General features: G+C 51.2%; 14 protein-coding genes. All 14 read left to right on the top strand.

Annotation, left to right across the window (positions count from 1 at the left end; all coding sequences use genetic code 11):
- The first annotated feature begins 260 nt into the window (after window positions 1–260).
- The 14 genes from alaS to LX24_RS08930 all read left to right on the top strand — a co-directional run bounded on the left by alaS (window position 261) and on the right by LX24_RS08930 (window position 14,987).
- Window positions 261–2,897, top strand: a complete 2,637-nt coding sequence (gene alaS / locus LX24_RS08995) for an alanine--tRNA ligase (RefSeq protein WP_166511823.1) — start codon at window positions 261–263, stop codon at window positions 2,895–2,897.
- 147 nt (window positions 2,898–3,044) lie between these two features.
- Entirely contained in the window at window positions 3,045–3,299 is a 255-nt protein-coding gene (locus tag LX24_RS08990) for an IreB family regulatory phosphoprotein (protein WP_166511822.1), read from the top strand.
- Between the two features lie 32 nt (window positions 3,300–3,331).
- The gene (locus LX24_RS08985) at window positions 3,332–4,276 is read left to right on the top strand and encodes an aldo/keto reductase (RefSeq protein WP_166511821.1); all 945 of its coding nucleotides are present in this window, start codon (window positions 3,332–3,334) and stop codon (window positions 4,274–4,276) included.
- 68 nt (window positions 4,277–4,344) lie between these two features.
- Window positions 4,345–4,767 (top strand): Holliday junction resolvase RuvX, encoded by a 423-nt coding sequence (ruvX, locus tag LX24_RS08980; RefSeq protein WP_166511820.1) that lies wholly within the window; start codon window positions 4,345–4,347, stop codon window positions 4,765–4,767.
- Window positions 4,768–4,847: 80 nt separating this feature from the next.
- The gene (locus LX24_RS08975; RefSeq protein WP_166511819.1) at window positions 4,848–5,150 is read left to right on the top strand and encodes a DUF1292 domain-containing protein; all 303 of its coding nucleotides are present in this window, start codon (window positions 4,848–4,850) and stop codon (window positions 5,148–5,150) included.
- Between the two features lie 84 nt (window positions 5,151–5,234).
- The gene (locus LX24_RS08970; RefSeq protein ID WP_166511818.1) at window positions 5,235–6,905 is read left to right on the top strand and encodes a VanW family protein; all 1,671 of its coding nucleotides are present in this window, start codon (window positions 5,235–5,237) and stop codon (window positions 6,903–6,905) included.
- Between the two features lie 2 nt (window positions 6,906–6,907).
- Window positions 6,908–7,957 (top strand): endolytic transglycosylase MltG, encoded by a 1,050-nt coding sequence (mltG, locus tag LX24_RS08965; RefSeq protein ID WP_166511817.1) that lies wholly within the window; start codon window positions 6,908–6,910, stop codon window positions 7,955–7,957.
- A 38-nt stretch (window positions 7,958–7,995) separates the two neighbouring features.
- Entirely contained in the window at window positions 7,996–9,216 is a 1,221-nt protein-coding gene (locus LX24_RS08960) for a peptidase U32 family protein (RefSeq protein ID WP_166511816.1), read from the top strand.
- A gap of 66 nt (window positions 9,217–9,282) precedes the next feature.
- The gene (locus LX24_RS08955) at window positions 9,283–11,007 is read left to right on the top strand and encodes a peptidoglycan D,D-transpeptidase FtsI family protein (RefSeq protein ID WP_243131691.1); all 1,725 of its coding nucleotides are present in this window, start codon (window positions 9,283–9,285) and stop codon (window positions 11,005–11,007) included.
- Window positions 11,008–11,390: 383 nt separating this feature from the next.
- Window positions 11,391–12,617: a lysine 2,3-aminomutase gene (gene kamA, locus LX24_RS08950; RefSeq protein WP_166511815.1), complete on the top strand. Its 1,227-nt coding sequence runs from the start codon at window positions 11,391–11,393 to the stop codon at window positions 12,615–12,617.
- Between the two features lie 38 nt (window positions 12,618–12,655).
- On the top strand, window positions 12,656–13,510 hold the full coding sequence (gene ablB, locus LX24_RS08945) for a putative beta-lysine N-acetyltransferase (protein WP_166511814.1): 855 nt from the start codon (window positions 12,656–12,658) through the stop codon (window positions 13,508–13,510).
- A 131-nt stretch (window positions 13,511–13,641) separates the two neighbouring features.
- Complete coding sequence (locus tag LX24_RS08940) at window positions 13,642–14,409, top strand: helix-turn-helix domain-containing protein (protein ID WP_166511813.1); 768 nt, start codon at window positions 13,642–13,644, stop codon at window positions 14,407–14,409.
- 136 nt (window positions 14,410–14,545) lie between these two features.
- Window positions 14,546–14,716, top strand: coding sequence for a 4Fe-4S binding protein (locus LX24_RS08935; protein ID WP_166511812.1), 171 nt, complete (start codon window positions 14,546–14,548; stop codon window positions 14,714–14,716).
- 70 nt (window positions 14,717–14,786) lie between these two features.
- A complete protein-coding gene (locus LX24_RS08930) occupies window positions 14,787–14,987 on the top strand; it encodes an FmdB family zinc ribbon protein (RefSeq protein ID WP_166511811.1) in 201 nt (66 codons plus the stop codon).
- The last annotated feature ends 242 nt before the right edge of the window (window positions 14,988–15,229 follow it).

The raw sequence follows: 15,229 nt of genomic DNA, 5'->3' as shown, positions 1-15,229 counted from the left end.
ATTAGTACGCGCATCCATACAGTAAAAATATAGGAAAAGAACACGTCTTTTCCTGCAGAGCGAGATTGAAAATAGTAAATTTCGCCGCCAAACAGCGTTACTGTTTAGATAACGCACGATTTCCCATGTTTTGGGGAAATTGTTATCAGGGTGGTATCGCGGAGCCTTTTCGCCCCTGGCCGGGAAAAAAGGCTTTTTTGCTACCTTATACTGTATACATAACAAATACATAACAACTTCCATTTGAGGGGGTATTGTTTTTGACGGGCAAAGAAATAAGAGAAAAGTACCTGAAATTTTTTGCAAGCAAAGGCCACAAAATATTACCCAGTGCATCTTTAATTCCCCATAATGACCCCAGTATTTTGTGGACGGCGGCGGGTATGGTGCCCTTTAAACCCTATTTCACCGGTGCCGCCAAACCGGAAGTGACCCGGGTCACCACCTGCCAGAAATGCCTGCGTACACCTGATATAGACCAGGTGGGGCGTACTGCGCGGCATCATACTTTTTTTGAAATGCTGGGTAACTTTTCTTTCGGTGATTATTTTAAAAAGGATGCCATTAACTGGGCCTGGGAATTTGTTACCGAGCATCTGGAGCTGGAAGCTGATAAGTTGTGGATATCCATATATGAAGATGACGATGAAGCCTTTGAAATATGGCATAAGGATGTGGGTCTGGCGGAAAGCCGGATCGTACGCATGGGTAAAGACACTAACTTTTGGGAAATAGGAGTTGGCCCGTGCGGACCCTGCTCCGAGATTTACTATGATTTGGGCCCCGAGCGGGGCTGCACCGACCCCGATTGTGCCGTGGGCTGCAATTGCGACCGGTACCTGGAAATATGGAACCTGGTCTTCATCCAGTTTTTCCGGGATGAGGAAGGTAACTACACACCATTGCAAAATAAAGGTATTGATACCGGCATGGGTTTGGAACGGGTGGCTTCGGTATTGCAAAATGTCAAGACCAACTTTGATACCGACCTGTTGCGGGATATCATGGATTTTACCGGGGAGTTGACGGGTACCCGTTACGGCACAGGTGACGAAATTGACCTGGCGCTAAAGGTGATAGCCGACCACGCTCGGGCAGTGACCTTTGCCATTTCCGACGGCGCCCTGCCCTCCAACGAAGGCCGGGGTTATGTACTGCGCCGCCTGCTGCGCCGGGCTGTGCGCTTCGGGCGTGTGCTGGGTGTGGCTGAACCGTTCCTGTACCGGGTGGCCGGTGCCGTTATTGATAAAATGGGTGATACCTATCAGGAACTGGTGAAAAACCGCCAGCTGGTCACCAGGGTGGTGAAAACCGAGGAAGAACGGTTCGGGGAGACCCTGGCCCAGGGCACTGATATGCTAAGCGGGCTCATTTCTGAGGCCAAACAGGCCGGTCGCAATTATATCGACGGGGAGCAGGCTTTCCGCTTGTATGACACCTACGGCTTCCCCCTGGAGCTGACCGAGGAGATTGCCGGGGAAAACGGTTTGGTGGTGGAACAGGAGGGCTTTGCCCGGGCGATGGAACAGCAGCGTAGCAGAGCCCGCAGTGCCCGGCAGGAAACCGAATATTTGTCCGAAAAATCCGCCCGCATGAAAAACGTGCTGGAGCAAACCGGTGAAACGGTATTCGTCGGTTACGATACCCTGTGCAGTAAATCTATGGTTAAGGCATTGTTTGTCGAGGACCGGCAGGTGGAGCAGGCTGAAGCCGGCCAAGAGGTGGAACTGGTGCTGGACATTACTCCCTGTTACGCCGAGTCCGGTGGTCAGGTGAGCGACCAGGCCAGGATAACCGCCGAAAACACAGAGGTGACCATAGACGCCGTGACCAGACCCCTGGAAGGGCTACACCTGCACCGGGGCCGGGTACTGAGCGGTATAATACGGGTTAACGATGAAGTTGATGTGCAGGTTGACGCCAGGCGGCGCATGAATATCGCCCGCAATCACTCGGCCACCCACCTGCTGCATAAATCCCTTAAAGAGGTACTGGGCGAGCATGTTAACCAGGCCGGATCGCTGGTGGCCCCGGACCGCCTGCGCTTTGATTTTACTCATTTTGCCGCCATAGCCCCGGACGAGCTGGAGCGGGTGGAGCAAATGGTTAATGAAGCTATTTTGAATAATTTAAAGGTGGAAACTATAGAATCCACATTGGATGAGGCCAGAGGCATGGGGGCCATGGCACTGTTCGATGAAAAATATGGCGATACGGTCAGGGTGGTTAAAATGGGGGATTTCAGCCTGGAACTTTGTGGGGGTACCCATGTTTCATCCACCGCCGAGGTGGGTATGTTCAAATTGCTGGGCGAAAGTAGTGTGGGTTCCGGTTTGCGCCGGGTGGAAGCGGTTACCGGCCAGGGGGCCATGGACTACCTGCGGGCCAAGGAGGACCAGCTTAAACTCATTGCCCGGGCGGTGAAGGCGCCTGCCCATGAACTGGTGCACCGGGTGGAAACGCTGGTACAGGATTTGCGTGGCATGGAAAAGGAAGCCGAAGCGCTGCGGGCGCGCCTGGCCCGTTTTGAGGTACAAAGTATACTGGATGCCGCCAGAGAAATGGATGGCATCAAGGTGTTGGCCGCCCGTTCCAATGCTTCAGATATGGATAGCCTGCGGGCTATGCTTGATTTGCTGCGGGATAAAATGGCTTCCGGGGTTATTGTGCTGGGTGCGGCTACCGGTGACAAGGTCAACCTGGTGGCCGGAGTGAGCAAGGACCTGGTGGGGCGGGGACTGCACGCCGGGAAAATACTCAAGGAGATTGCTCCCCTGGTAGGCGGTGGCGGTGGCGGCCGGCCCGATATGGCCCAGGCCGGTGGGAAGAACCCGGCCGGCCTGGATAGCGCACTGGAGAAAGTATATGCACTGGTAACCAAGCAAGCTGCCAATTAAGGCCCAATTAAGGCCCAATTAAGGCCAATTGAAAATAAGATAACCAAAACAGGTATTTGCTTTTATACACTATACGACATTATAATAGAAAATAATCCTGCCAGTTTTTAATACGGTGCGGGCAAATATTATGGGGGGGTATTTCTCATGTCCAGGGAAACAACTGAGCATACCGTCATGTTCAAGGTGCAGGCCGAAGAAAACAAGGCCCGGGAAATCCTGCTCCAGGTGTACGCAGCGCTCAAGGAAAAGGGGTATAATCCCATCAACCAGCTTGTAGGCTATTTATTATCAGGTGACCCTGCGTATATAACCAGTTACAACAATGCCAGAAGCTTGATTCGGCAATTGGAGCGAGATGAATTGCTCGAGGAACTGGTTAAAAAGTACCTGGCTTCTTAGAAAACGGATGTGAAAGAGAGTATTAAAAGATATTGCAGTATAATAAACTGGGTAATACGGAAATAACAGTATCCCGGCTTTGCTTTGGCACCCTGACCATGGGTCCACTGCAAAAGGGGCTCGGTATTCAAGCCGGTGCCAAATTAATCTGCCTGGCTTTGGAAAAAGGGGTCAATTTTATGGATACCGCCGAAATATACGGCTGTTATCCCTATATCAAAGAGGCCTTGCGCTCTTTCCCGGAGGCGGTGGTGGCCTCCAAATCATACGCACCTACAGGGCAGGAGATGGAAAAAAGCCTGCATCACTGTTTAAAGGCGCTGGACCGGGATTACGTGGATATTTTCCTATTGCACGAGCAGGAATCGGTTTTTACCATTAGGGGACACTGGGAAGCGGTGGAATATCTGCTGAAAGCCCGGGAAAAGGGGTTGGTCAGGGCTATCGGGATTTCCACCCATTATGTGGCGGGGGTGCGGGCCGCTGCGTCTATTCCCGAGTTCGATGTTATCCACCCCATCATAAACCGGGCCGGTATTGGTATTGCCGATGGCGGCGTGGATGAAATGCTGGATGCCATATCCTTTGCGGCTATGATGGGCAAAGGGATTTATGGTATGAAATGTTTGGGCGGCGGCCATTTAATACCCGAAACCGACCGGGCAATGGATTTTATACTGGCTGTACCCCAACTGGCTGCGGTGGCCGTTGGCATGCAGTCCCCGGAGGAAATTGAATATAACGTCAGCAAGTTCTCCGGTGCTTGTCCGGACCGGGAGCTGGCGGAGCAGTTAAGAAGAAAGCCACGATATCTCCATGTGGAAGATTATTGCCAGGGGTGTGGCCGGTGTGTGGAGAGGTGTAGCGCCGGAGCACTGGCCGTTGTGGACGGGCGGGTGCAGGTAAACAGGGAATTATGCCGGTTATGCAGTTACTGTGCCTCGGTTTGTCCCGAGTTTTGCATCAAGGTGATATGATGACGGGCGCGGGCCTGGAATTTAAGGATACCGAACATTGTATTCGGTAGGGGAAGGGTTGTAATTATTTGCGCATTATGGGTATTGATTTTGGCGATAAAAAAATAGGTATCGCGGTGAGCGACCAACTGGGGTGGACAGCCCAGGGGGTTGAAACAATAGTTCGCCAGCCCGGTATGAAAAAAGATTTGGATAAAATAAAGGCTTTGGCGTTAAAATATGAAGTAGAAAAAGTTGTGGTGGGCTTGCCCCGTAACATGGACGGCACCACCGGGCCCCAGGGAGAAAAGGTACTGCATTTTGCGGATAAAGTCCGGCGTCACCTGGGGCTGCCGGTGGAAACATGGGATGAACGGCTCAGCACGGTGGCAGCCGAGCGCCTTTTGATCCATGCAGATATAAGCAGGGCCAAACGACGCAAAGTAATCGACAAAATGGCCGCATCCATAATACTACAGGGTTATTTGGATGCTCACAATAGCGGCAATTAATATTGCAATGTGGTTTATTATTGACATTTAAACTGTTTTTATTATAGAATAGCTCTAACTTGTGGAAAGAGGTGGACTCCTTGCCTGAGCAGGATGAAATTATAACCATTATTGATGAGGATAACAACGAACATGACGTAATCATTTATGATATTGTAGAACTGGACGGACAGCGGTATGCCATTGTGGTACCGGTGCTGGATGAAGAAGAAGATATGGATTTCCAGGAGCCTGAAGACGAAGAAGCCGGAGATGCTTTTGTATTGAAAATTGAACAGGATGAAGACGGCGAAGATATACTGGTGGAAATTGATGACGATGAGTGGGAAAAGGTAAGAGATGCCTGTATGGAGGTACTGGATTCCGATGGGGATAATCATTAATTTCAAGCGTCAATAGCGGTAAAGCTGGACGAATAACTGTGTTCGTGGCCAGCTTTATTATTTTTTTAAAAGGAGGCCATCCGGGTGCGTCGAATAAGCTTGATTGGGGTTATAATTGCTTTAATCGTGACCGGCGTTATTTTTAGTTTTTCGGGCGCTTCCTTTGCTTTAAATGATAAAATCGCCTCGGGTGTATATGTAGGTAACATAAGCCTGGGCGGGCTGACCCGGGAACAGGCCCGGGAGCAATTGGCGCCTTTGGCGGAAAAACTAGCCGACACCATGGTGACCATCCGGCACGGGGATAAAAATTGGACTTTCAAAGCCGGGTCGCTGGGGGTAACGCTGGATTTTGAAAAAACGCTGCAGGAAGCGGCGGCCATCGGACATACCGGTTCACTCCTTAACCAGTGGCGGGAACAGCACCGGGTGAAACGCGACGGAGCATATATTGCGCCCCAGGTGTCCACGGACAGGGCCGTGCTGGAAAAAAATATACTGGCTGAGGCGGGGGAAATAATCACAGAGCCCGTCAACGCGGGTTTCCGCATTACACCCGATGACCGGGTTGAAATTGCCCCGGCCCAAACCGGCACCAGCATAGACTTTGATTTGCTGGAAAGGGAAATATCCAGCTGGGTGATAGCTGCGGTGCAAAAGGAAGGTAAAATTGCCGGTGCAGAACCTGGTGCTCTGCAATTGCCGCTTTTATCTATAAAGCCGCAGCGTACCACCGAAGATATAGAGGCCATGGGGATCAACGGTCGTGTGGCCAAGTATACAACCAGTTTTGATGCCGGCCAGGCGGGGCGCACATATAACATTAAAGTGGCCGCCGCCGCTCTGGACGGGTTATTGATGGCCCCCGGGGATACTTTTTCCTTTAACCAGGTGGTGGGTCCGCGCAGTTCTGAAGCCGGGTATAAAAATGCCAACGTTATAATCAACAACGAATTCGTACAGGGTCTGGGAGGCGGTGTTTGCCAGGTATCCTCAACACTATACAACGCCGTGCTTCTGGCTGATTTAAAGATAACCGATCGCAGTAATCACACCTTGCCGGTGGGCTATGTACCAATTGGCCGGGATGCCACAGTGGTATACGGGGCCATTGATTTTAAATTCACCAATAACAAGGAAAACTATATTTATATCAGTTCGCTGGTTGAAGGAAACACCTTGACCATAAAAATATACGGCAACAAGGAGACCAGTCCCCGGGTGGAGGTGGCCAGCTGGATTACTGAAACTATTGAACAAAAGGTAGTATATGAAGAAGATCCCAATTTGGCTGCCGGGGAACAGGTGGTCAAGCAAAAGGGAAATAATGGTTATAAAGTAACCACGGTCAGGTATAGATGGGAAAATGGTGAAAGGAAAACCGAATATATGCCGGAAAGTTATTACCACCCTGTTAACCGGGTGGTGGCGGTGGGTACCGGCCAGGTTAAGCCATCGGTGGTAATCCCCCCGGACAACATAGTTGAGCCGGTCAGCGCTGGTGAAAACCCGGACCCGGAACCGGGGGAGTCCGGTGAAACAGGGCCGGCGGATCCCGGTACAACCGATCCCGAAGTGCCGCCTGGGGATGGTGATAACCAGGATGACAACCAGGATGCAGCAGAGGGTACGGTCACCGGATGTGAAGTGCCTTCGGATCCGGCATTATGCGAAACGCCGGATCAAACAACCGGTCCGGTGCCTGGCCCGGTTGTAACAATTGAAATAGTTGAAGACATTGAGGAAAGGCTGTAATAATGGGTTATAAATATTTAACAGGTAAACGTAGTGATTCAAAGCGTTATGTTTTTGTTCCGCGCCCCGGTACCATGCTGGTGGCTGTGGTATTGCTGTTGCTGGTGGTGGGGCTGGCAATGCGAGCGGCGCTGATGCCCGTCGATGAAAAAAATGCGGCCCAAATTCAGGTGGTGGTACCCCAAAACGCCTCCACCGCCCGTATTGCCGCCATCCTTGAGGAACAGGGGTTAATTCGTAATGCCCGGGCCTTTTGTTTGTATGCCAGGGTGCAGGGCTCGGATGGAGCTATGAAGCCCGGTGCATATAATTTAAGCACTGCCATGCCGGTGGCCGGCATTATTGAGGTGCTGGTCAAAGGTCCCCCGGATAGAATTAAAGTTACCGTACCGGAAGGTTATACCGTAGCACAGATAGCCGATTTGTTGGAGGAGCAGGGAATTGCCAGGGAGGAGGATTTTTTGCAAGCTCTGGCCGGTCAGTGGAACCTGGACTTTTTGAGCGAAGTCCCTGTAAGCCAGTGGGGATTGAACGGTTACCTCTACCCCGATACCTACTACCTGGGCTCGCAGACCAGTGTTGATGAAATTGTGGAGCTGATGCTGAAAAGGTTCGGACAGGTTATCGCGGAACATGATTATGTCCGCCAGGCCCAGGCCAGGGGGTTGACATTGCATGAGGCTGTTACCATTGCTTCCATGGTGGAGCGGGAAGCCCGGGTAGCCTCGGAACGACCCCGCATTGCCGGGGTTATTTATAACCGTATGAACCTGGGCATGCCGCTGCAGATTGACGCCACTGTACAATACGCCCTGGGCGAGACCAAGGAGAAGCTGCTGTATAAGGACTTGCAAGTGGATTCACCGTATAATACATATAAAATAAACGGGCTTCCTCCCGGCCCAATCGCCAACCCTGGATGGCCTTCCCTGTTGGCGGCTGTTCAGCCCGAAGAACACAATTATTTGTATTATGTGGCCAGGCCCGATGGGTCCCATGCCTTTGCCAGCACGCTGGCTGCCCACAATGACAATATACGTAAATATCAATAAATAAATTACGGGTAATTTTTAACTATGGAGATGATGGTTTGGTTAAGCCGGAAATACTGGCTCCAGCGGGTAGTCCCGAGAAATTGAAATATGCCGTAGCCTACGGAGCCGATGCAGTTTATCTGGGCGGTGAGAATTTCGGTTTACGGGCCGCCGCGGCCACCTTTGACTTGCCCTCCATGGCCCGGGCGGTGGATTATGCCCACAGTCACGGGGTCAGGGTCTACGTTACTTTGAATATATTTGCCCACAACCGGGATATAGAGGCCTTGCCCCGTTATATCAAGGAACTGGCCGGCCTGGGGGTGGATGCGGTTATTGTTTCCGACCCGGGTGTGCTTTCTCTGGTGCGGGAACTGGCCCCCGAGTTAAAAATACATATCAGCACCCAGGCCAACACCACCAACTGGCGCAGTGCCAGGCTTTGGGAAACGCTGGGGGCCCGGCGTATCGTGCTGGCCCGGGAACTCAGCCTGGATGAAATCAAAACCATCCGCAACCATACCGGTGTGGAATTGGAGGTCTTTGTCCACGGAGCCATGTGTGTCTCCTATTCGGGACGCTGCCTGCTCAGTAATTATATGACGGGCAGAGGGGCCAACCAGGGTGATTGCGCACAGTCTTGCCGCTGGAAGTACCGGTTGGTGGAAGAAAAGCGGCCCGGGGAATATTTCCCCATTACCGAAGACGACCGGGGTACCTATATACTCAGTTCCCGAGATCTGTGCCTGCTGGAATACCTGCCCGGGTTGGTTGATGCCGGGGTAACTTCCTTTAAAATTGAGGGCCGGGTGAAAAGTATCCACTATGTGGCCACCATCACCGGGGTTTACCGCCAGGCACTGGACGCTTACCTGGCGGATCCCGAAAACTACCATGTCAGCCCCCGTTGGCTGGAGGAAATCAGTAAAGTCAGCAACCGGGAGTATACCACCGGATTTATCACCGGTGTCCGGCCCGGTGAGACACCGCCGGTTTATTCCATCTACCGGCGCCCGTATACCTTTGTGGGTGTGGTGCTGGGCTATGATGAACAGCGCAGGATGTTGCTGGTTGAACAGCGCAATCGTTTTGCCCGGGGGGAAACCCTGGAGATGCTGACCCCGGGGGCACAAACATTTGTCCTGAAGGTCGCCGAAATACTGGATTTGGAAGGTAATACTCTACAGGCGGCACCACACCCGCGCCAAACGGTTTACCTGCCCTGGCCGCACCCCGTACCCCGGTGGTCGCTGCTGCGCCGGGCTGAGCATGTATAAACCCCCTGTCCCAAAGGTCACCATATTAATAATGGTTATCTTTGGAAAGGGGTTTTATTTTTGCTAATGATACGCCAGCGCCGGATGGTGGCCTCCTTTTGGATCATGGTGCTTATTTTTGGATTGGTACTGGCCCATTTATACCAAATTCAAATACAGGGTTATAAATATGCCCGGCGGGCCTTTGATATGAGCGCGCAGGGCGTATCCCTGGAACAGTTTAACCGGGGCGAAATAACCGACCGGTATGGTTTTTCCCTTACCGGCGCTTACTATGCCAACCGGGTGGTGGTGATTCCCGTGCTCATGGATAATAAAGAGGCCAGGCTGCAACAATTGGCGGCCATTTTAAAGCTGAACCCGGAACAGTTAAAAGACCGGGCCAAGCGGGGCGCCTTTTATATAGACCGGACACTGAACGGTGATAGTTACACCGCACTGCAAAAGGCAAAGCTGCCCGGGGTTTATTTGTTGCCGGTGTACCAGCGTTATGGAAGCGATCCGCTGGCGGTACACGTAACCGGCCATATGGGTAAAATATCAAGCCGGGAACAGTTTGAACAACTGCAGGACGCAGGTAACAAAGGGTATCTGCTGGGGGATTGGGTGGGGCAATGCGGCCTGGAATATTTTTACGAGCAGCAACTTAAGGGAACAATAGCCACCCGCTGGGCCGGGGTTCCGGTTGATGCCCTGGGCAGAGTGATCCAGGGACCGGGATTGCTGGTGGAAAGCTCGGGCAGCGACCCGGGGCGCCTGAATGTGGTTACCACCATTGACGGGCGTATACAGCGCATTGTCGAAAATGTCATGGATAAACACATTACCACCGGGGCGGTGGTGGTAATGCAGGCGGGTACCGGCGATATACTGGCCATGGCCAGCCGCCCGGATTATCACCCCAGTTTTATTCAAGCGCTGGCCGGTATTGATGAAATGCCCGGTAACCTGTTTGTAAATCATTGCACGGCATTGTTCCAGCCCGGGTCGGTTTTTAAAATAGTGCTGGCGGCGGCCGCCCTGGAAGAGGGATTGGTACAGCCGGATACTGTTTTTAATTGTGCCGGTGCCGCTGCCAAGCCGGTACGCTGTTGGGATGCCAAAGGGCATGGGACTATAAATTTTACCCAGGCATTTGCCGAGTCCTGTAATCCCGCCTTTGTGGAAACCGGTCACCGGTTGGGTGCCGGCAACGTTATCAGGTATGCCCGGGCCTTGGGGTTGGACAAACAAAAAATCACCGGTTACCCGGTGCCGGAAGATACGCGGCAGGATTTATCCCTGATCGGTGCACCATATAACCTGGCCAACAGCAGTATCGGCCAGGGACCGGTGCTGGTTACGCCGGTGCAGGTAGCTGCGCTGGTTAATACCATAGCTAGCGGTGGCAATTATTATACTCCCCGCCTGGTAGCCGGTTTGAGCGATGACAGCGGCCGGCTGGTGCGGAAATTTGCCGCAGATTCCCCCGTACAGGCGGTTTCTCCAAAGACTGCCGCCCAATTGCAGGGATTATTGCGTCAGGTAACCGAATCGGGCGTGGGGCAAAAGGCTGCCGTTCCCGGTGTAGGCAGCGCGGGCAAGACTGGCTCGGCGCAAGTTTCCGGGGAAGAAGAAAAGGTGGATGCCTGGTTTGCCGGGTATGTTCCCGCCCACAGCCCCCGGTACGTGATCAGCGTGCTGGTGCGGGGTGGCCAAAGCGGGGGCGACACAGCGGCGCCGGTGTTTCGGGAAATAGCCTCCTTGTGTATGGAAATGGAGGCGGGTAGTGAATCCATACTATCACAATAAAGCAAGCCCGGGTTTATCAGAGAAATACTCAGGGTAATGGAGCTACCATTTGATAAATGACAACGTTATAACTAAATATGGTAATATTAGAGTATTTCCAGGTTGTCACACGACAACTTATGTATATATAATAAGTTGTCTGCAAAAATTAGTTAGCGGAAGCAGAAAAATTCCCGTTTACTGTAACACGAGTTACATAACTTAGTTATAGCTGTGGGAAAAAATGGACTGGTAGAGTGATATCTTAACTCTATTTATATGCGTCATGCGGTTATTTGTGCCGAATTTTTTGGATGCCCGGCACAAATTTGCAACTATTCGGTTATTAAAGTATTGTGGTTAGTTTAATAAAGTTTAAGCCTGACCCCCCAAGGAGGTTATCGATGAGTATTTTTAAAAATGTCGCGCCCGAAGATTGGAATGACTGGCGCTGGCAGTTACGGAACCGGATTACCAGTGTGGAAAAGCTGCGGCAGGTGATGGACATAACTGATGAGGAAGCCGGGGAGATCGAACGATGTCTAAGACGTTTCCGTATGGCCATTACGCCCTATTACGCCAGCTTGATTGATCCCGGTAATAAGGATTGCCCCATCAGGCAGCAGGCGGTGCCTGTCATTGATGAGCTGACATGTGACAAGGCCGACATGAGTGACCCGCTGCACGAGGATGTAGATTCGCCGGTACCCGGTATCACCCACCGCTACCCCGATCGGGTGTTGCTGCTGGTGACCGATCAGTGTTCCATGTACTGTCGCCATTGCACCAGGCGTAGGATGGCCGGAGGTCACGACCGGGCGCTGCCTAAAGGACAAATCGACCGTGCCATCGCGTATATCCATAATAATAAAGAGGTTCGTGATGTGTTGATTTCAGGCGGCGATCCGCTAACCCTGTCCGATGATCATTTGGAATATATCATTAGCCGGCTCAGGTCCATCAAACACGTGGAAATTATCCGTATCGGCACCAGGATGCCGGTGGTACTACCCCAGCGAATTACTCCCCAGTTGTGTAATATGCTTAAAAAATATCACCCGCTGTGGATCAATACCCATTTCAATCATCCCAGTGAAATCACTTCCGAATCCACCCAGGCCTGTGAGCGGCTAGCCAATGCCGGCATACCGCTGGGCAACCAGTCGGTATTATTGCGGGGGGTTAATGACTGTCCCAATTTAATGAAAAAATTGCTGCAGAAATTAATGACCATTCGGGTTCGTCCCTATTACCTGTACCAGTGCGATTTGTCCCGGGGCATTGGTCATTTCCGCACTACGGTGAGTAAGGGTATTGAAATTATGGAAAACTTGCGGGGACACACCACCGGGCTGGCCGTACCCACCTATGTTATCGATGCCCCGGGCGGCGGGGGCAAAATTCCCTTGCTACCCCAGTACCTGATCTCCCGTTCGGACGACCAGGTGGTACTGCGTAATTTTGAAGGAAATATTTATTTATATACCGAGCCGGCGGCTTATCATAAAAGTGAGTGCCAGTGTGAGGAATGCCGAAAACAAAAGGGTAAACCCGTCCCTGGTCCGGCCGGTTTGATGAAAAACCGGGAGGTGGTTATGAAGGTGCAGCCTGCTAAAAAGGCAGCCGGTTAAATAAATGGCCGAGAAGCATTGTATCAGGGGGGGCTAAAATGTTTGCACCACAAAAGCAGCCGGTTATCAGTAAAAAAAGCGATAATTTTACCGTAAATTTGCTTCTGGACCAATATAGCAAGCGAGCCTGGGTCAGTGATTATGTATATATAGATGCCGCGGAGCTGGTCCGGTTTATTAATGACCTATGCAATGCCAACGGGCTGGAAAAGATCATTTTTCCTGCCCGGGAAGAGCATTATAATGATTTAAAAAAACTGGGTTTTTACCTGGAAGGCAGGATCGAGGGTTATTTTAACGGCAGCACCGCGTATTTTTTAACTGCTTATCTGGACCAGCGCCGGGCCTGCAGTGACTGTCTTCCCGGATATCTGGAACAAACCAAGCATATCCTGAGTCGCCCGCTGAAGAAACCCGCCCCGCTGCCGCCGGGGTACGGGTATTGCACCCCGTCCAATGGGGATATACCCGCCCTAACCGGCATATTTAAACAAGTTTTTGCCACTTATCCCAGTCCGGTGGACCAACCGGATTATCTGGCCGCTGTGCTGGGCAAAACCGCTTTGTTCAAAGCGGTCAAAAAGGGGCGTCAAATAGTGAGCGTTGCTGCCGCTGAAGTTAACTGGGCCAACGACAATGCCGAGATTACCAATTGCGCCACGTTACCCGATTGTCGCGGTGCCGGTTTTATGCTCGGTTTAATTGAAGAACTGGAGAAGGAATGTTTGGACAGGGGAATAAACTGCCTGTACAGCATGGCCAGGGCTTCATCATACGGTATGAACCTGGTGTTCCACAGGCTTGGTTACCGTTTTCGGGGTACGCTGATCAATAATTGTAACATCAGCGGTGGTTATGAAGATATGAATATCTGGGTTAAATATGCCCGTTAGACAAAAACTACCTCCATACCCTCTAGATTGACTAATTAGCTGCGTTATAGTACGATAATTAGTAGTACTTATTTTATATATAATCTATAGAGATGTTTGTGCTTAATCGCACTAATACGGGAGTGTCAATCATGATAGTAAGGGGAGAGCAAATCAGGGCATTGCGGGAGGAGCGCGGCTATACGCTGCAGGATTTAGCCAAACGGGCCAATTTATCCCTTTCTTATCTCAGCGAAATAGAAAGGGGTTCCAAAAGACCTTCGCTGAAGACAATTGATAAACTTGCCGCCGCTTTGAATGTTTCCAAAACCCAGCTTGTTAAGGGGGATGTTGCCGATACGGGACTTTCCATGGGGGATAAGATTCGCCTGCTGCGGGCGGAGAAAAACTTGTCCTTGCAGGATCTGGCCCAGCGGGCGGAAATATCCCTTTCTTATTTAAGCGAAATAGAAAGAGGGGCTGTTTTTCCCGCGCTGAATACTTTGAAGCGAATTGCTGAAGGTTTGGAGGTATCGGTGTCTTCCATTATGGGTCAGGAAGGCTCCCTGGGCCACAAACTAAAGGCACTGCGGGAAGAATACGGGCTGACCCAGGCCCAACTGGCCAACCTGGCCGGTGTAACCGCCGGGCTGATCGGACAAATTGAACACGGTAAAGTGCAGCCTTCTTTAAAGACACTGGAAAAACTGTCCGAAGTCATGGGTGTTTCCCCTTGCTATTTCATTATGGAGCCGGGTGCGGTGGACCAGATGCTCAGCTTAATGAACCCGGAACTGCGGGAATTACTTATGCATCCCAATGTGCAGGCCATCTTAAACCTGGTATGCAACCTCAATGAAAAGGAACTGCAGTTTATTTTAAATTTTATCCAGCTATTCAAACGTTCCGAGATATCTTGATACCGCTGGATGGAGCAAATATATATTCGTTAACAATATCAATACCTGGCAGGCCAGCTTGCCGCTAAAATAACCCTTGCTAAATAAACATCTATATATTAAAATATATCTATATATAGTATAAAGGAGTTGCAATATGGCGGCCAGGGTTATTAAAGCTTTGTGTATTGGGTGCGGGGTTTGCACCCGGATGTGCCCGCTGGGGGCGATATCCGTGCAGGTGAAGACGGCCAGTGTGGACAATGCATTGTGTGATGAATGTGAGGAATGTATATTTGCCTGTCCCAACGGGGCAATTACCGTTTAAACTAATAGTTTAAAACTATTGATTTAAGAACATTGCAATAAACATTTTTCCAGGGGAGGTTTAAACAGCTATGCCCACCTATGATTTTCGCTGTGCCCAATGCGGGCATAAATTCACCGTTATGGTTAGTATCAGTGATAAAGACAAAGTATCCTGCCCCGGCTGCGGCGGTAAAAATGTGGAGCAGTTGTTCACGGGCTGTGCGGTGCGCACCGGAAGCGGCGGAAGTTGTGATATACCGGCTACCGGCGGCGGATTCAGCGGTGGCTGAGGAATTTAGTAAAACCGGCCGTGGGCCGGTTTGAGCTGGTAAATATATATTCATATGCTGGTTTCCTACCCTGGCCGGTGGCCGGGGTTTTTTAATGTGCGACGGGCAGTCGCATCCGTCGTGTATTAACACAACTTTTAGCTGTTAAGGACAGCGGTTACGTTACGGAGTAAAAACGAACCTGGAGTCCCGATAGCATAATCTCGGAGGTGAAATTCCTTCCCCGGGAGCGGCGGTGCACC

It is taken from the genome of Desulfallas thermosapovorans DSM 6562 (assembly GCF_008124625.1).
Lineage (GTDB): Bacteria > Bacillota > Desulfotomaculia > Desulfotomaculales > Desulfallaceae > Sporotomaculum > Sporotomaculum thermosapovorans.
Note: the sequence above shows the minus strand (reverse complement) of the source record. Positions and strands in the feature narration are given on the sequence as shown.

Excerpts from the sequence above, each read along its gene's own strand:
- LX24_RS08990 (WP_166511822.1), top strand. The coding sequence starts at position 3,045 with ATGTCCAGGGAAACAACTGAGCATACCGTCATGTTCAAGGTGCAGGCC.
- mltG (WP_166511817.1), top strand. The coding sequence starts at position 6,908 with ATGGGTTATAAATATTTAACAGGTAAACGTAGTGATTCAAAGCGTTAT.
- LX24_RS08955 (WP_243131691.1), top strand. The coding sequence starts at position 9,283 with ATGATACGCCAGCGCCGGATGGTGGCCTCCTTTTGGATCATGGTGCTT.
- kamA (WP_166511815.1), top strand. The coding sequence starts at position 11,391 with ATGAGTATTTTTAAAAATGTCGCGCCCGAAGATTGGAATGACTGGCGC.
- ablB (WP_166511814.1), top strand. The coding sequence starts at position 12,656 with ATGTTTGCACCACAAAAGCAGCCGGTTATCAGTAAAAAAAGCGATAAT.
- LX24_RS08940 (WP_166511813.1), top strand. The coding sequence starts at position 13,642 with ATGATAGTAAGGGGAGAGCAAATCAGGGCATTGCGGGAGGAGCGCGGC.
- LX24_RS08935 (WP_166511812.1), top strand. The coding sequence starts at position 14,546 with ATGGCGGCCAGGGTTATTAAAGCTTTGTGTATTGGGTGCGGGGTTTGC.
- LX24_RS08930 (WP_166511811.1), top strand. The coding sequence starts at position 14,787 with ATGCCCACCTATGATTTTCGCTGTGCCCAATGCGGGCATAAATTCACC.